This is a genomic window from Clostridium sp. (assembly GCF_051650885.1).
Taxonomy (GTDB): Bacteria; Bacillota; Clostridia; order Clostridiales; family Clostridiaceae; genus Clostridium.
Genome location: NZ_JBOFRG010000312.1, coordinates 1 through 18,394, shown reverse-complemented (window position 1 = coordinate 18,394; position 18,394 = coordinate 1). Strand labels below are relative to the sequence as shown.

Below are 18,394 nucleotides of genomic sequence, written 5' to 3'. Positions count from 1 at the left end.
AAACTATGATGTATTTATAGGAAAAGAAGAAAATCAAAACTACACCATTCAGGTTAGTTAATAGTTAATAGTTAATAGTTAATAGTTAATAGTTAATAGTTAATAGTTAATAGTTAATAGTTAATAGTTAATAGTTAATAGTTAATAGTTAATAGTTAGAAAAACCCAACTGGCTCTGCCAATTGGGTTTTTCTTTCCTATTCAAAATTCGCCACGCGAATTTTCTCTTAACTCTTCCTTCTTAACTCTTCCCTCTTAACTACTTAGTTAAGCAATCTCCAGTCATTTCACTTGGTGCCTCTAGTCCCATTTCATTTAACATTGTTGGAGCTATATCAGCAAGCTTACCATTTCTTAATGTTTTTCCTTTAGCATCGTTAGATACCCATACAAATGGTACTGGATCTGTTGTATGTGCTGTGAATGGTGTTCCTGTTGAGAAATCTATCATTGTTTCTGCATTTCCGTGGTCTGCAGTTATAAATAATGAACCATTCTTTTCTAATATTTTATCTGCTACTCTTCCAAGACAAGTATCTACAGTTTCTATAGCTTTTATAGCTGCTGGAATAACTCCTGTATGTCCTACCATATCTGGGTTAGCGTAGTTTAAGATAATCATATCATATTTATCGCTATCTATTCTCTTAATTAATTCATCAGTAACTTCCATAGCGCTCATTTCTGGTTGTAAGTCATAAGTTGCAACCTTTGGTGATGCTATTAATGCTCTATCTTCATTTTCATTTGGAGTTTCAACTCCTCCATTAAAGAAGAATGTTACGTGAGCATATTTTTCAGTTTCTGCTATTCTTAATTGATTTAATCCTTTAGCTGCAACAAACTCTCCTAAAGTGTTTGTAAGTGTTTGTGGCTTGAATGCAACATGTACACCTTCTAAAGTTTTATCATATTGAGTCATAGTTACAAATGTAAGATTTAAAGTTTCTCTCTTGAATCCATCAAACTCTTTATCATTTATAGCTCTAGTTAATTCTCTAGCTCTATCTGGTCTAAAGTTGAAGAATATAACTGAATCTCCACTCTTAATTTTAGCAACAGGTGCTCCATCTTTTTCTATAACACATGGTAATACAAACTCATCTGTTTTGTTATCATGGTATGAGTTATCAATAGCTTCTATTGCACTATTTGCTTTAACTCCTTCACCAAGAACTATTGCATTGTATGCAAGATTAACTCTTTCCCATCTGTTATCTCTATCCATAGCGTAGTATCTACCATTTATAGTAGCTATTTCACCTACTCCTACTTCTTTCATCATAGCTTCAGTTTTTTCTATAAACTCTTTTCCTGATGATGGTGCAACGTCTCTTCCATCCATAAATGCATGAACGTATACTTTTTGTAATCCATAAGCTTTAGCAAACTCTAAAAGTCCTTTTAAATGGTCAATGTGTGAGTGAACTCCACCATCTGATAAAAGTCCCATTAAGTGTAATGAAGTATTGTTTTCTTTAGCATTTTTCATAGCTGATAATAATGCTTCATTTTCTCTTACTTCACCATCTAACATAGCTTTAGTTATTCTAGTTAACTCTTGGTATACTATTCTTCCTGCACCTATATTTAAGTGTCCAACTTCTGAATTTCCCATTTGTCCTTCTGGAAGACCAACTTCCATTCCTGACGCTTGTAATTCACTTACTGGGAATTCCTTTACTAATCTATCAAAGTTTGGTTTTTTTGCTAATGAAACTGCATTTCCTTCTGAAGCCTCTGCAATTCCAAAACCGTCTAATATCATTAACATTACTGGTTTCTTTGCCATAATTCTCTTCCTCCATTTACTTACAAATATACATTTCCTTAATTAATAATTATTTCCATTAAATAATCATTATTTTATACTTTTATTATACTATATTAATGTCTTTATAACAAGAAAAGCAATAGCTATGTTAACTATTGCTTTTTAAGTCTAAAATTAGTACATTACTATTTTAGAGAAGTCGTCAGCTATTAAACTAGCTCCTCCAACTAAAGCTCCATCGATGTCTGATTTAGACATTTGCTCTTTTATAGTTCCAGGTTTAACTGATCCACCATATTGGATTCTTACTTTATCAGCAACTTCTTTTCCAAACATCTCAGAAACAACGTTTCTTACTGCTGCGATAGTTTCGTTAGCTTGATCTGAAGTAGCAGTTTTTCCTGTTCCGATAGCCCAGATTGGTTCGTAAGCTATAACAACTTTTTCTGCTTGCTCGTTAGTTAATCCAGCCATATCAGCTTTGATTTGTGCTTCTAAAACTTCAACAAATTTTCCTGATTCTCTTTGCTCTAAAGTTTCTCCACAGCAAAGCATTGGAATTAAGTTGTGCTCGAAAGCTTTTTTAACTTTCTTGTTACAAGTTTCATCAGTTTCATTGAAGTATTCTCTTCTTTCACTGTGTCCTATAACTACATAGTCAACTCCCATAGCTTCAAGCATTCCTGGAGCAACTTCTCCTGTGAAAGCTCCTGACTCTTCAAAGTGCATGTTTTGAGCACCTATTTTGATGTTTGATCCTTTAGCAGCTTGAACAGCAGCATCTAAACATACAAAAGTTGGGCATATAACTACTTCACAAGTAGCATCCTTTACTAATGGTTTTAATTCGTTTATCATTTCAACAGCTTCTGCTGGTGTTTTGTGCATTTTCCAGTTTCCTGCAATTATTGCTTTTCTCATTATAAATCACCTCTATAAATATTTTGTGAAAGTATTAGCCACTCTAAAGTCACCTTTAAAGAGTGGCTAAAATATATTAAAAACTATTTTAAATTAGCTATTTAAAGCGTCTATTCCTGGTAATACTTTACCTTCTAAGAACTCAAGAGAAGCTCCTCCACCTGTTGAGATGTGAGTCATTTTGTCTCCAAATCCTAAGATATTTACAGCTGCAGCTGAATCTCCACCACCAATTATAGTAGTAGCATCTGATTCTGCCATAGCTTTAGCTACTGCAATAGTACCTTTGTTGAAGTTATCGAATTCGAATACTCCCATAGGTCCATTCCATATAACTGTTTTAGCTTCTTTAACTGCTTCTGCATATATAGCTTCTGTTTTTGGTCCGATATCTAGTCCCATGTGTCCTGCTGGAATGTTTTGATCTTCAGTAACTATAGCTTCAACATCCTTAAATTCAGCTGCAACTCTGTGGTCAACTGGTAATAAGAATTTAACTCCTTTAGCTTCTGCTTTTTCGATCATTTCTTTAGCGTAGTCAACTCTATCAGCTTCAACTAATGAAGTTCCGATTTCGTATCCTTGAGCTTTTAAGAATGTGTAAGCCATTCCTCCACCGATTATTAAAGTATCAACTTTTTCTAATAGGTTGTTTATAACAGCAATTTTATCAGAAACTTTAGCTCCTCCTAAGATTGCAACGAATGGTCTAACTGGAGCTTCAACAGCTTCTCCTAAGAATTTTAATTCTTTTTGAATTAAGTATCCACATACAGCTGTATCTATAAATTCAGTAACTCCAACTGTTGAACAGTGAGCTCTATGAGCAGTTCCGAATGCATCGTTTACGAAAACATCTGCAAGGCTTGCTAATTCTTTAGAGAATTCTTCACCATTTTTAGTTTCTTCTTTTCTGAATCTTGTGTTTTCTAATAAAACAACATCTCCATCATTCATGTTAGCTACAGCAGCTTTAGCGTTTTCACCAACAACGTTATCGTCAGCAGCAAATACTACTTCTTTACCTAACATTTCACTTAATCTTTTAGCAACTGGTGCTAATGAGAATTCAGGCTTAGCTTCTCCTTTTGGTTTACCCATATGTGAGCAAAGGATAACTTTAGCTCCGTTTTCTACTAAGTATTTTATAGTTGGCATAGCACCTACTAATCTATTTTCATCAGTTATAACACCATCTTTTAATGGTACGTTAAAATCACATCTTACTAAAACTTTTTTACCTTTTACTTGGATATCTTCTACAGTCTTTTTATTGAAGTTCATTCTCTTTCACCTCTTAAATATATTTATACATTTTAAAATAGTCTGGCCTTATAGCCTTATACTACAAAACCAGACCTTTAATTTTTTTCTTTAACTATCTAATTAATTTAGATTACTTTAAGTTAGCGAAGTATCCTAAAGTTCTGATTAATTGGTTAGTGTATGACATTTCGTTGTCGTACCATGAAGCAACTTTAACTAATTGCTCTCCGTTAACTTCCATAACTTTAGTTTGAGTTGCATCGAATAATGATCCGAAGCTAGTTCCTATGATATCACATGATACGATTTCGTCTTCAGTGTATCCATAAGATTCGTTAGCTACAGCTTTCATTGCAGCGTTGATTTCTTCAACAGTTACTTTTTTGTCTAAAGTACAAACTAACTCAGTTAATGATCCAGTTATTGTTGGAACTCTTTGAGCGTTTCCGTCTAATTTACCAGCTAATTCTGGGATAACTAATCCGATTGCTTTAGCAGCACCAGTTGAGTTAGGGATGATTGAAGCAGCAGCAGCTCTAGCTCTTCTTAAATCACCTTTTGCATGTGGAGCATCTAAAGTGTTTTGATCGTTAGTGTAAGCATGGATTGTAGTCATGAAACCTTTTTGTAATCCAAATTGCTTGCTTAATACGTCAGCCATTGGAGCTAAACAGTTAGTAGTACATGAAGCACCTGAAATAACTGTGTCCTCTGCTTTTAATATTTCGTGGTTAGTGTTGAATACAACTGTTGGAAGGTCGTTTCCAGCTGGAGCTGATATAACAACTTTCTTAGCACCTGCTTCAATATGAGCTGAAGCTTTGTCTTTTCCTGCGAAGAATCCAGTACACTCTAAAACGATGTCTACGTTTAATTCTCCCCATGGTAAGTTTTTAGGGTCTCTTTCTGAAGTTACTTTAATTTCTTTTCCGTTAACTACGAAAGCTCCTTCTTTAACTTCGATTTCTCCGTTAAATCTTCCTTGTGCTGAATCATACTTGAATAAGTGTGCTAACATTTTAGCATCTGTTAAGTCATTGATTGCTACTACGTTGAAGTTTTCTGGTTGTTCAACCATTAATCTTAACGCTAATCTTCCTATTCTTCCGAAACCATTAATTGCTACATTTACCATTGTAAATACCTCCTAAAATAGCTAAAAATTGCTTTTATAAAAATTTTTTATAAACCTTTTTACTGAGTTTTCAGACAATTTAATATTTCATGTCCTACTGCCTCGTCTGTTACTAACACAGCATGTGTGTTATTTAGTTGAGTGGCTATAATAGACTCAACCTTGCTCTTTCCACCTGCAACTGCAATATGCGTTGCTACTTCACGAGCATTGTTTATATTTATTCCAATAGCGGTTGTTTCTGAAACCACTTTAGAATCTTTATTAAAGTAACATCCAAAAGCCTCACCTACAGCCTCTAAATCATTTAACTTAGAGATTTTTTCTTCAGAGATTCCACGCTTTTGCGCCATTTTCATCGCATCTCCAATACCATATATTAAAATATCAGCATTGTGGATACTTTGAACTATTTCCTTAATTTCTTTTTCTTCCTTTAAGGTATCTAAGATTTCAGGACTTATATTCTCTGGAATGTGTAAGAGCTTATAATGTGCATTTAGCTTTTTGGCTAAATCTCCTGCTAGTGTATTTGCTTGTGTTTCCACTTTTTTGCCCATACCACCTCTAGCTGGTACTACAAGAACCTTTGAATATTTATTTATTTTAGGAAATGATTCTATAACTTCTCTAACTGAACTTCCGCCAGTTAATGCTATTATTGAATCTTCCTTAATAACTGATTTTAAATATTTTGATGCAGCTTTTCCAATATCTTTTAAGATATTAAAATTATTATCCACATCACCTGGAACTATTATGACTTTCTTAACATTAAGCTTTTCTTTAACTTTAACTTCTAAATCGTTTAAGCCCTTAAGTTCATGAATAAAGCCCTCAAGCTTTTCAACAACTTCTCTACCACTTTCTGTTACTGTCATTCCTGGAGTATTGATTTCAATAAGACCTTGTGTTTTTAAAAAACTTATTTCAGTTCTGACAATTCTTTCACTTAACTCAAGTTCACTTGAAAGAACACGTCTTCCTATTGGTCCATCAACCTCGATAGTTCTAAGTATATTATATCTTTTTTCTAATACTTCCATTAATTCTGGAACTACTTTTTTCTGTAATCTTATTATATCTTGCAACCTAAACACTCCCTTTGGTCACATAGTGTCCCGCTCATCACATTTGCGTCCCACAAATCTATTATAAGATAAAATGTACAAATTTTAAAGGGGAAATTTAAATTTTTTTCTTTTATTTATAAATTTTTCTTTTTCAGAAGATTTTTTATATTCTTTTTCTTTTACTAGATGCCTTTATTCCAAGCTCTTCCCTGTATTTTGCAACAGTTCTTCTTTTCACTTCTAATTTTTCTTCAGTTAACTTATCTGATATATATTGATCTGATAATGGCTTACCTTTATCTTCTGCATCTATAAGTTCTTTTATTCTATTTTTTATTTTCATTACTCCAACATCTTCATTTGAATTTATAGCAGTTGTAAACAAGTCTTTTATTTTCACCGTTCCTCTATCTGTTAAAATATACTTATCTTTCACAGCTCTACTTACAGTTGATTCATGAACTTCTAACTTTTCAGCTATCTCTTTTAATGTCATTGGTCTTAAATAATTATATCCTTTGTAAAAATATTCTCTCTGTCTTTTAATTATTTCTTCTAAAACCCTATAAAGAGTACTTCTTCTTTGCTCTATACTTTTTATTAAAAACAATGCTTTACTTAGCTTGTCTTTAACATACTCAGTAGCTTCTTTATCTTCCTCTTTTTCATTTATAACCTTCTTATATCCACTATTTATAGATAGCTTCGGGAGTATGCTATCATTCATTATTATTATTAACTCTCCATCTATATCACGTATAGCTGCATCTGGTATTATAAATTTAACATCTTCCCCTGTAAAAAAGCCCCTTGATGGTTTAGGCTCTAATTTCTTTATTACATCACCATATCTTTGAGCTTCTCTTGGAGATATTTTAAGACTTTTAGCAATAAGAGCATACTTATTATTCCCTATGTCTTCTAAATGATTATTTACAATTTCTTTCATTATGTCATCATCTAATGCAAGCTTGTATAATTGTAATAAAAGACATTCTTTTATATCTCTTGCACCTATTCCATAAGGTTCTAAATCTTGTACAATTTCTAGACACTCTTCACCAAGTTCTTTTTTTATTTTTAACTCACTGCATATCACATCTAAATCACACTCTAAATATCCTCTATGGTCTAAATTTTCTATTATATAATCACAAATAATTTCTTTGTACTTCTCTATATTAAACTCTACTAATTGCTCTCTTAAATATTCTTTAAGTGATTTTTTCTCTGATATAAAATTGAAAGGTGAAACCTCATCGTCATCATATACCCCTCTACTTTGTGCTCCATAATTATCAAATTCAAAATATTTTATCATTTCTTTATAATCATATTTATCCATCATTTTTTCTTCTGCTATAGATGACTTTTCCTGATTATTATCCTTCATATCCAAAATCGGATTTTCTGCAAATTCTTTATCTATATATTCTCTTAAATCTGTAACTGACATTTGTAGCATCTTTATGGATAATTGCATTTCCTGCGTCATATGAAGCTTTTGCTCTTGAGTAAGATTCATAGAATATTCCATCTTCAATATAATCACCAACTTTCTCTCTATTTTAATATTTAAATTATAGCATAGAAATTATATTTCAAACAATTCAAACAATTCTTAATTTAATTATTTAGCTATTGAATTCTGCAACTTGGAATAATTTATCAGGAATTTTTAACACACCTTCTTTTACCTCTATTTTATATTTATTCAAAAAATCAAAGGTTTCTTTTGATACATTTTCTTTTGTATCCTCTGAATAATCTATATATCCTTCCTTTATCCCAACCTCTTTTAAATTTTTAATTCCTGCTTTAAAATTTCCTTCTTTAATTTCTGCACACACATCTACTACTGATTTATCAATCTTTTTTATCATTGATGATATAATTACTTCTTTATATTCTGGATAAACTGCACTAGAGTTTACATCTACACCTAAAGCTTTATTCCCTGTTTCTTTAGCAGCTCTAAACACTCCCTTACCTGCAGCTCCACAAGCATGAAAAATTATATCGCATCCACTCCCATATAGTTCTTTTGCTTTTACATAAGCTTTATTTTCATCTTTAAAATCTTCTGTATAATCAATATTTACATCCCTCATTATATTTCCAAAAGCCTTTTCATTACTAATCTTAATCCCACTTATATATCCACTTAAAAAACTTGCCCCCTCATCATCATTTAATCCACCTATAAATCCTACATTATCTTTTTTAGTTTCCTTTCCTGCAATAATCCCCATTAAAAATGCCCCTTCTTCACTCTTATATATAATTGATTTTACATTTGGTTCGTTTAAAACTTCATCTATAACAACAAAATTTCTCGCTCTAAGTTGTCTACTAGAAACCTTCACAGCATTTTTAAGCCATCCTCCTAAAATAATAACTAAATTATTATTAATTGCAGTTTTATTCATAACAGCATTCACCTGTTTATCAGTATCATTTAAATTCAATAGAACTATATTAGGTTTTACTCCAACTTCTTCTTTCGCATCCATAATTCCTTTTTTCCCAAGCTCTAAAAAAGGCTCCTCTTTAAAGTCTTCACAAACTAAAGATACATCTAAATCATTATTCCACATATATCTTTCTCCAACAGGTTGTGTCTCACATCCAACAACAGCCATTAGTATGTATAAATATAATATTATTAATAGCAAAATTAAAATTACTTTATTCCCTTTAATACCTTCCAAAACAATCTCACTCCTTTTTACTTTTAAAATATTTTTCCCTAGATTATTTTTTTAATGCATCGAAAGTCTTAAATTATTTTATTCATTCCTTTAAATAATAGCCACCCCTAAATAATATTTTATTTAAAACAAAAAAGAGTTACCCTAACTTTAAATTAAGTTAGGGTAACTCCTTCTTTTCTCTTATCTATTTTCACTTATGAAGAAAGCTCCAACAGCTTGATTTCCTGAATGGATTGCAACTGAGCATCCAACAGGTCCTTCTATATATTCAATATTATTATTTTCTAAATATTCTATAATTCCGTTTTTGATTTCGTCATTTTCACCAACGCTAACAATTATAACTGGCATATCTTTAACTGGTTTATATTCTTCAATATCAGCAATTATTTTTTTAACTGCTTTTTTATTTCCACGAACTTTACCTTTTAAAGACATAACTCCATCTTTTATTTCTAATATTAATCTTATTCCTAAAAGTCCTGTAACAACACTAACAGCTTTTGGTAATCTTCCACCTCTTACAAGGTTGTCTAATGATTCAAAGCTTAAAGAACTGTCTATACGTCCTTTAACGTCTTCTAATTCTTTTACAATATTTTCAACTTCCATTCCAGCATCTCTTAGTTTAGCTGCTTTTAAAACTAAAAGTCCAAGACCAGATGTAATTGTTTGTGAATCAACTATATGTACATCTTCTGTTTCTAACATTTGTTTTGCTAAACAAGCTGCTTCATAAGTCCCACTCATTCCTGATGACATAATGATTGATAAAACTTTATACCCCTCATCTAAATACTTTTTATAGATATCTTCAAATCTACTTGGAATTATTTGAGCTGTTGTTGGGAAAATTCCTGTTTCATCCATCTTCTTAAATAATTCATCTGTATTAATTTCAATTCCATCTAAATAACTTTCTTCTTCAAAGTTAATTAAAACCGGCATTACTTCAATGTCAAGTTCTTTTAAAAGCTCTTTCGGTAAATCAACAGTACTATCTGTAATTATTTTAATTTTTTCCATTCCCTCATTCCCTTTCTTTCTACTTCATATTAGGAAAGCCTATTTGCCTTAAGGCTTCATATGCAATGATTGCAACTGTGTTCGATAAATTTAAGCTTCTTGTACTTGTTTGAATCATTGGTATTCTAACACCTTCATGTGCATTGTGTACATCATCTGGTACACCACATGTTTCTCTTCCAAACATTATAAAGTCACCTTCATTAAATTTAATCTCATCATAGTGCTCTCCACCATGTGTAGTAGCTAAATATATTTTATTATCCCCATATTTTGCTATAAAATCTTCATAGCTTTCATGTATTTCTAAATCTAATTCACTCCAATAATCAAGTCCTGCTCTTTTAACTTGCTTATCATCAATTTTAAATCCTAACGGCTTTATTAAATGTAGCTTAGAACCTGTTAATACACATGTTCTTGCTATATTCCCTGTATTTTGTGGTATCTCTGGTTGATACATAACTATATTTAAATTCAAAAAACTCACCTTCTACTTTATATTAAATAATGAAATAAGATGAACAACACTTTTTGTTCATCTTATTTTATTTAAATACTATCTCTCACATAATACTACAACTACTAACTTTAGTCAAAAGTTTTGTTAAATCTCTTCTTCCCTTAAAACAAATTTTTCAACTGCTTTTCTTACTCCATCATTTACGTTTGTATCTGTTATATAATCTGCAATATCTTTAACTTTTTGAATCCCATTTCCCATTGCTATTCCAAGACCTGCATACTGAATCATAGAAACATCATTTTCATTATCTCCAATGCAAATAACTTCTTCTCTTTTTATTCCATAATGTTCTGCTAATCGTTTTACTGCATTCCCCTTTGATACACCCTTCATATTTATTTCTATACTTCTATTTCCAGATGTAAAGTATGTAACCTCTTCAATTTTATCTAAATCTTTTCTATAAGCTTCTATTCTTTTAGGTTCTAATGAAAATAAAATTGTTTTTGTTATAGCCTCTGCCTTTTCTTCTAAAACCTTATCCCAAACCTTTTTACTTTTTATAGTTCCTAAATGAATATTAAATCCATCATACTTTCTTCCTGGTAGTACTATTTTAGCCACATTAGAACTTAAATAACTGTTTGACACTATATTGCTTACTGTGTGGAAGTGAAGTATAACCTTGTGTTTATCTGCAAGTTCTAAAAGCTTCTTACATATTTCTTTATTAAACTTACTTCTATAAATAGGCTTAACTTTATTTTTCTCCATTATTATAGCCCCATTACCACCAATAACTGCAGCACTTGCTCCTATAAGTTCTGAAAAATATGCAGCATTATTATAAAGTCTTCCAGTAGTTACAACTATCTTTATCCCTTTTTCGCTAGCTTCTTTTAAAACTTCCTTACTCTTTTCAGATATCCTTCTATTTTTCCCAAGTAAAGTTCCATCCATATCTATACATATCATTTTATACTTCATAAAATCCACCTCTTTTTAAAACATGATCTTCAGCTTCCACTTTTCTTTATAAAAAACTTTCATGTATTTCTATTAAATAAGGTTAAAACTTTTCTTTAATTTAGTCAACCTTCATCCTTACTTTCTACTACGCATTATTCCACTAATCTAAAAACAATCTCAGTAGACATTCCTACCGAGATTATTTTTCAAATTGATTATTCAATAGTTAATAATTTATGCTGCTGGCTCCTGTGTAACCTCTCCTTGAGGTGCTGGAGCTGGGTCTGGCGTTGGAGTTGGTTCTGGAATTGGTGTTGGCTCTGGGGTTGGCTCTGGAGTTGGCTCTGGTGCTGCCTTTTTCTTAGTTCCAACCTTTACCACTCTATCTGTAGTTGCATAAGTATCAGTCGATACTAATTCTTTTTTAATTAACTTTCCATTCTCATATGTTAATTGATATCCTTTTGAAACATATCCTACTTGTCCACCAGATACAACAACTCTTTTTCCTTCTTCTAAGTTTGGATCTTTCTCGATTTTTTCTTTTGGTGGAATTGTTTTTATTATTTCATTTGACATATCATAAGTTCTTCCATTTAACTTGCTCTTATCACCATAAATAGAGAATCTTATAACTTTTCCATCTGACGTTCCTTTTATATATATAGGTGCATCATATGGATTTTTAAATTTATAATCTAAATATCCCCATGCAACTGTTGCATCTAAGCTTGGTTTTGCATATGAAACTGTTAATGAATGATTATGTCTTTCTGTTGGTCTTATATTTGCAAACATGTTTGCTCTATATAAAGCTGATGATACTTGACATATTCCTCCACCAATATCCATTTCAACTTTATTGTTTATATATACTGGTGCTTGATGATATTTGCTCTTATCTGTAGATGTAGCTTTATCATAACTAAATTCTTCTCCTGGCATTAAAACTGTTCCATCTACAAATCCAACTGCTGCTGCAATATTTGCAGACCTTCCTGCATTTGATGTTGCAAAGGAAGATTCATAATATCCTATAACATCTTTTATTTTTGATAAGTCAGCTCTTGTTACTTTCGGCTTATCTTCTACCATTTTTAAAGATATAACTGTATCTTCATTTAAATTAGAATTTAATTCTTCTTTTAACTTTTCATCTAATTCCTTTGAATCTATCTTTTTCCCTACAACTTCATCAGTTATATTCTTCGTATTTCCTACTATATTTATAGTTGCATTTTTTGCACTTACTTTCATCTTTTTATCTACATTATTTTTAAATGCATCATATTTTTTATCATTATATACTAGCTCTGTAGTTAATTCTTTTTTATTTTCACCCTTAATAAAGTCTTTTTGCTTAAAGATACTCTCATTTTTCCCATAATTTAAAGCATCTTCCACAGCTTTATTTATATCTAAAGTCCCTTCAATTTCCTTATAACTTCCCTTATATTCTTTATCATCAACCTTAATTAAAATTTTCTTTTCAGAAATTTTATTAAGTAAACCTTCATCTAATGCTTTTTTTGCTTCTTCTTTATTTTTTCCTGATAAGTCAACCCCTTGAATACTTACCCCTGGATAAATCTTGTCTTTCCATTCCTCTACAGTGTTTTCAATGCTAGATACGTACATTCCACCACCTACACCTACTGCTACAAATGTAAATCCTGCAATTGCTAATCTTTTTTTATTATTATCTAAAAAACTTTTAAAGCCTTTTTTCTCTTTTTTCATAGCTTCCCCCACCTTATTCTCTTTTAACTATTTTTTCTTAGTTTTTTTACGAAATATATCTTTTTTTTATAAACGTATCATAATTATACAGTAAATTTATACAAATTATAAGGGTTTTTAGTAACTATTTTAAATATATTTTTAAACCTTTTTCTACAAAAATAGCCATACACTTATTTTGTATGGCTATTTTTCATTTTTTATTCTTATATAGTTAAATTAATTTTGCTTCTCACTTGCGAAACATTTCCTTCTATATCAAAAGCTTCTATAGATAAGACTATATTTCTTCCATATGGTTTATACAATTTAACTATTGGAATATTATAATTCGTTATATTTGCATCAACAGTTCCTATCCAATAATTATCTACAAATATATTGTATCCTCCTAAATCTATATCTTTATTTTTAGTCCAAGTTAAACAAACATTTCCTTTATTTACTTTACCACTAAAGTTTTGAACATTTCCAGGTTGCATTAAAAGCTCTAAATTATTAGGACCATAATTTGCATCTACTAAATTATCTACCCCTTCCACCTTTTCTTTATCTGTATACTGCCACATTCTCCATTTTGTCCATCCTCCAACATTAGGAGGAAACTCTGGATTTCCTTTTATCCATGTGTACATTGCTATCCATAAAGGCATATTATTTAGTGGATATGTTCCATTAGAAAGTTTAAAATTATTATTCACTTGTACAAAATTCACCGATACATAAAGCATTAATCTTCTTCTAGTCTTTTTTTCAAATCTTTTTCTAAATCTATCAATCCATTTAAGTAAAACATCTGTATTCATTTTAGGAGTTGTAGGCTCTTCTATGTCAAGAACTGGCATAAAATCTCCATAAAACCTTTTACCATATCCTTCTTGAAGTGCATTTATAAAATCATCACATTGGCTATCTGCTGTAGCTAAGTTATATGATGGAATTCCATAATGATACCCGCCAGTTTTTATTCCATTTTGCTTACATATCTTTGCAAACTCTACAAATTTTTTATCTAATCTAAAACTTCCACTTCCTGAACCAGATGTTCTTAAATAAATTCCTGCAGCTTTTTCCTTTAATACTGAAAAATTCGGATTTTGTGTATACTCATTTAAATCAATTAAAAATAAACTATTATTGTTTTTATTTTGCATAATTCCTCCAAAAATAATATTTCTATTTATATACTATTTTTAGATTTTCTTTTAGTTCCTATATATTTGAAGCTTTATATAAAAAGTTATATCATTTTCAACACATTCAGCCCAAAGTAATCCATTATGCATTTTAATTATATTTCTTGCAATAGCAAGCCCAAGTCCTGTTCCTCCACTCTCTGTATTCCTTGACTCATCACCTCTATAGAATCTTTCAAAAAGCTTATCTAATTTTTCTTTTTCTATATGTGGACCTCTATTTCTAACTGAAATAATTATATCCCCCTCATTTTCATATATTCCCATTACAACAGTTCCTGGCTTATATGAATATTTACATGCATTAGATAAAATATTTTCAAATACTCTTACCATTTTATCTGGATCTACATTACTTAAAATTTTATCATCCACAATATTTTTAACTAAAATTAAATCATTTTTTTCAAACACTGGTGTCATTTCATCAACTATTTGTGATACCATACTACTTAAATTTACTACAACCTTATCAAGCTTCATTTCTGTATTATTAAGCTTTGTATATTCAAACAAGTCCTCAATAAGTCCTTTTAAACCTTCTGACTTTTTAAATGCAATATTTAAGTATTCTTCCATCTCTTTTTCACTTTTATATCTTTTATCTTTTAAAAGACCTATATATCCCATTATTGAGGTAAGTGGTGTTCTTAAGTCATGGGATACATTTGTAATAAGCTCTGCCTTTGTTTTTTCTGCTTTTCTTTCCATTTTTATTTTTTCTTCTATTTCACTTGCCATTAAATTTATATTTTCTGCAATGTTTGAGACCTCATCACACCCTCTAACTTCTACTCTATGTGAAAGTTCTCCACTTGCAATAATTTTTATTTCATCTGATATTTTATCTAAATATTTAACTTTTTTATTTATTACATATATAAATGAAAAAACAAATACTAAAACTCCAACTACAAACCCCAATATATCATTAGATGAACTTTCAAATGATGTCCATGTATTTATCTGTGGAAATCCTTCATAAATAACATAGTATTCCTTATTTTTAACTGTTAAAGGATATACCCTTGTTATAATTTGTGGTTCGTAAGACACAACTCCTGCATCCCTACCTTCTATAATTTCAATCTCTTGCGGCTTAACGTATTGACTTTGGTTCAAGCTTGATAGAAGCTTAAATATACTAAATTGAACTTCTTTTCCATTTCTGCTCTTATATATTACCTTTCCTTCTAAATCTGTAACATATACACTTTCACTTGAATCTTGAAGCATTTCAGTAAAAAACTTTCCATCCTCTATACTTACTTCTCTTCCTCTTGTTTCAGTCTGAAGATTTTCTACAAAACCATCTGCTATAGAATTAAACTCTTCTATTCCAACATCCGTTTTAACAATCTTTCTTGTAGTATCAAATAAAACACCACCTACTACAGTACCAACAATAATACTTATTAGAAAGCAGATTCCAACTAGAAAAACCAATTCATATCTTAAGTTTGTCCTAACCTTAACTTCAATTTTTTCTTTTAACTTTTTTAATCTTTTAATTCCTTTATTTTTTTCTAAACTCTCACTTATTCTTTTTATATTAATCTTTTTCAAGTATTCCTCACCTACTTATCGATTTTATATCCTACTCCCCATACTGTTTTTATAAATCTTGGTCTTCTTGAATCTTCTTCTAGTTTTTCTCTTATTTTTCTTATATGCACCATAACAGTATTATCTGACTCTAAATACTCTTGCTTCCACACACTTTCATAGATATTAGAAATTGAAAACACCTTTCCTCTATTGCTTCCTAAAAGCTTTAAAATTTCAAATTCTGTTGGTGTAAGTTTTATCAAGTCATCGCCTTTAAAAACTTGATGTAAATCTAATTTTAATGTTAAATCATCAATTATTATTTCATTTTTAATTTCTTCAACAAAGCCCTTGCTTCCCATTAACTTAAAGCGACCGTATTTTCTTAAATGAGATTTCACTCTTGCTAAAAGCTCTAATGCATTGAAAGGCTTACTTATATAATCATCCGCTCCCATATTCAGACCAAATATCTTATCTATATCCTCACTTTTAGCTGATAACATTATTACAGGTAATTCACTTTTCTCACGAATTTTTATACAAGTTTGAATTCCATCAAGCTTTGGCATCATAACATCTAAAACAACTAAATCTATATCATTTCCTTCTAATATTTCTAAAGCTTCTAATCCATTTTCTGCTTTAAAAATTTCATATCCTTCACTTCTTAAATATATCTCTATTAAATCTCTAATTTCTTTTTCATCATCTACTATAAGAATTTTTTCCATTTTTATTTATCCCCCTACTTTTCCCTTAATTAAATATTACTTTATACTTCTTAATAATTTCCTTTTAATTTTATTAATATTTCCTTAATATTTTATACATATATTGTACCAATATTTTTAATTTAAATAAACTTTTTTTAGAATTTCTTTATTCTTTTCTTAAAACTTTATATTTAAATTCTAGTTTTCTGACAATTCTTATATAAATATTTATATAATGTATAATGAATTTATTAACTAATTTACAAAAGGAGATTTTTATGAGCAACAAAAATAAAGCAATTATTTTAATTTTAATAACTGCCTTTTCATTTGCACTTATGGGTGTTTTTGTAAAGCTTGCAGGAAATAGAATTCCATCTATTGAAAAAAGCTTTTTTAGAAACTTAGTAAGTTGTGTTGTAGCATTTTACTTTGTTAGAAAAAGTGGTGATAGATTATTTGGTAAACCAGAAAACAGGAAATTTTTAATAGGACGAGCACTTTTAGGTACTATCGGTATAATAGCAAACTTTTACGCTATAGATAACTTAGTTCTTTCAGATGCAAATATGTTAAACAACCTTTCACCTTTCATCGTTATAATTTTCTCTGCACTTTTCTTAAGAGAAAAAATAACAAGAAAACAAATTTATATTTTATGTGTAGCATTCTTTGGAAGTCTTTTTATAATAAGACCAAGCTTTAGTATGACAGCAATTCCAGCTTTAATTGGATTACTTTCAGCAATTTGTGCAGGTGGTGCTTACACCTTTGTAAGATTTTTAGGAAATAAAGAAAAAGGACCTACAATAGTATTCTTCTTCTCATTTTTCTCAATAGTAGTAACACTACCATTTGTAGTATTCGACTTTACACCATTTACACCAGAAGAATTATTCTTCTTATTAATATCAGGAGTAGTTGCATCAATAGGACAATTCGCCCTAACAACAGCATACAAATATGCCCCAGCAAAAGAAATTTCAATATACAACTACACACAAATAATATTCTCAGCCTTATTTGGCTTCTTTATATTCAGTCAAATACCAGACATATACAGTATAATCGGCTACTTCATAGTAATAGGCGCCTCCTTCTACATGTTCCTATACAACAAAAAACAAGCTCTAAAAACAGAGTCAAAATAAATGAAATTTCTAATTTAGTCAATCTCATTTATGATAATGTAAAGAGACCATCTCATTTTGAGATGATCTCTTACTTTCTTTAAAAAAAGTGGCAATAGCCACTTTTCCTTCTTAATTCTTAATTCTTAATTCTTAACTACATTAACTTTCCTTCCCATTTACATATATGGTTTAAAGGACATTCCATACATTTTGGTCTTTGTGATGAACAACATCTTCTACCATGGAATATTAAAAGATGGTGTGTTAACGACCATTCTTTCTTAGGTAATTCTTTTTGTAGTTGTAATTCAACTTCTAATACATTGTCTGAATGAGCAAGTCCTAATCTATTCCCAACTCTAAACACATGTGTATCTACAGCTATTGAAGGTACATCAAATGCATTTGATAAAACTACATTTGCAGTTTTTCTTCCTGCTCCTGCAAGGGAAGTTATTCCTTCCATAGTGTTTGGCACAACTCCATTAAAATTCTCTCTTAATTGTTTGCACATAAGAACTAAATTCTTAGCTTTATTTCTGTAAAGTCCTATAGACTTTATTCTTTCTTCTATCTGTTCATTATTTAATTTTTCAAAACTTTCTAAGTCTGGATAATCTTTAAATAATGTTTCTGTAACCTGATTTACTTTAACATCAGTAGTTTGTGCTGAAAGACACGTTGCTACTAATAATTGAAATGGAGTTTCATGATTTA

16 protein-coding genes are annotated in these 18,394 nt (G+C 30.2%); 1 reads left to right on the top strand and 15 read right to left on the bottom strand.

Annotation, left to right across the window (positions count from 1 at the left end):
- Positions 1-259: 259 nt before the first annotated feature.
- The 14 genes from gpmI to ACRC28_RS14935 all read right to left on the bottom strand — a co-directional run bounded on the left by gpmI (position 260) and on the right by ACRC28_RS14935 (position 16,562).
- Positions 260-1,792 (bottom strand): 2,3-bisphosphoglycerate-independent phosphoglycerate mutase, encoded by a 1,533-nt coding sequence (gpmI, locus tag ACRC28_RS15000; RefSeq protein WP_438544247.1) that lies wholly within the window; start codon positions 1,790-1,792, stop codon positions 260-262.
- A gap of 156 nt (positions 1,793-1,948) precedes the next feature.
- Entirely contained in the window at positions 1,949-2,695 is a 747-nt protein-coding gene (gene tpiA, locus ACRC28_RS14995) for a triose-phosphate isomerase (RefSeq protein ID WP_438544246.1), read from the bottom strand.
- Between the two features lie 93 nt (positions 2,696-2,788).
- Positions 2,789-3,979 carry a phosphoglycerate kinase gene (locus ACRC28_RS14990; protein ID WP_438544245.1) on the bottom strand — a complete coding sequence of 397 codons (1,191 nt, stop codon included), beginning with the start codon at positions 3,977-3,979 and terminating at the stop codon, positions 2,789-2,791.
- A gap of 112 nt (positions 3,980-4,091) precedes the next feature.
- A complete protein-coding gene (gene gap / locus ACRC28_RS14985; RefSeq protein WP_438544244.1) occupies positions 4,092-5,096 on the bottom strand; it encodes a type I glyceraldehyde-3-phosphate dehydrogenase in 1,005 nt (334 codons plus the stop codon).
- Positions 5,097-5,155: 59 nt separating this feature from the next.
- Complete coding sequence (locus ACRC28_RS14980; protein WP_438544243.1) at positions 5,156-6,187, bottom strand: sugar-binding transcriptional regulator; 1,032 nt, start codon at positions 6,185-6,187, stop codon at positions 5,156-5,158.
- A 145-nt stretch (positions 6,188-6,332) separates the two neighbouring features.
- Positions 6,333-7,712, bottom strand: coding sequence for an RNA polymerase factor sigma-54 (gene rpoN, locus ACRC28_RS14975; protein ID WP_438544242.1), 1,380 nt, complete (start codon positions 7,710-7,712; stop codon positions 6,333-6,335).
- Between the two features lie 91 nt (positions 7,713-7,803).
- Positions 7,804-8,880: a BMP family ABC transporter substrate-binding protein gene (locus ACRC28_RS14970; protein WP_438544241.1), complete on the bottom strand. Its 1,077-nt coding sequence runs from the start codon at positions 8,878-8,880 to the stop codon at positions 7,804-7,806.
- Positions 8,881-9,063: 183 nt separating this feature from the next.
- On the bottom strand, positions 9,064-9,909 hold the full coding sequence (locus ACRC28_RS14965; RefSeq protein ID WP_438544240.1) for a DegV family protein: 846 nt from the start codon (positions 9,907-9,909) through the stop codon (positions 9,064-9,066).
- Between the two features lie 19 nt (positions 9,910-9,928).
- Complete coding sequence (locus ACRC28_RS14960) at positions 9,929-10,390, bottom strand: tRNA (cytidine(34)-2'-O)-methyltransferase (protein WP_438544239.1); 462 nt, start codon at positions 10,388-10,390, stop codon at positions 9,929-9,931.
- A 126-nt stretch (positions 10,391-10,516) separates the two neighbouring features.
- A complete protein-coding gene (locus ACRC28_RS14955) occupies positions 10,517-11,362 on the bottom strand; it encodes a Cof-type HAD-IIB family hydrolase (protein WP_438544238.1) in 846 nt (281 codons plus the stop codon).
- Positions 11,363-11,578: 216 nt separating this feature from the next.
- Positions 11,579-13,084, bottom strand: a complete 1,506-nt coding sequence (locus tag ACRC28_RS14950; RefSeq protein WP_438544237.1) for a VanW family protein — start codon at positions 13,082-13,084, stop codon at positions 11,579-11,581.
- A 206-nt stretch (positions 13,085-13,290) separates the two neighbouring features.
- On the bottom strand, positions 13,291-14,238 hold the full coding sequence (locus ACRC28_RS14945; RefSeq protein WP_438544236.1) for a glycoside hydrolase family 25 protein: 948 nt from the start codon (positions 14,236-14,238) through the stop codon (positions 13,291-13,293).
- 51 nt (positions 14,239-14,289) lie between these two features.
- A complete protein-coding gene (locus ACRC28_RS14940; RefSeq protein ID WP_438544235.1) occupies positions 14,290-15,846 on the bottom strand; it encodes a sensor histidine kinase in 1,557 nt (518 codons plus the stop codon).
- Between the two features lie 11 nt (positions 15,847-15,857).
- Positions 15,858-16,562, bottom strand: a complete 705-nt coding sequence (locus tag ACRC28_RS14935; protein WP_438544234.1) for a response regulator transcription factor — start codon at positions 16,560-16,562, stop codon at positions 15,858-15,860.
- 260 nt (positions 16,563-16,822) lie between these two features.
- Here ACRC28_RS14935 and ACRC28_RS14930 point away from each other — a divergent pair, with 260 nt between their 5' ends.
- On the top strand, positions 16,823-17,695 hold the full coding sequence (locus ACRC28_RS14930) for a DMT family transporter (RefSeq protein WP_438544233.1): 873 nt from the start codon (positions 16,823-16,825) through the stop codon (positions 17,693-17,695).
- 136 nt (positions 17,696-17,831) lie between these two features.
- Here the strand turns inward: ACRC28_RS14930 and nth are convergent.
- Positions 17,832-18,394 (bottom strand): endonuclease III (gene nth / locus ACRC28_RS14925; protein ID WP_438544232.1); only part of this gene is annotated, 563 nt, incomplete at its 5' end.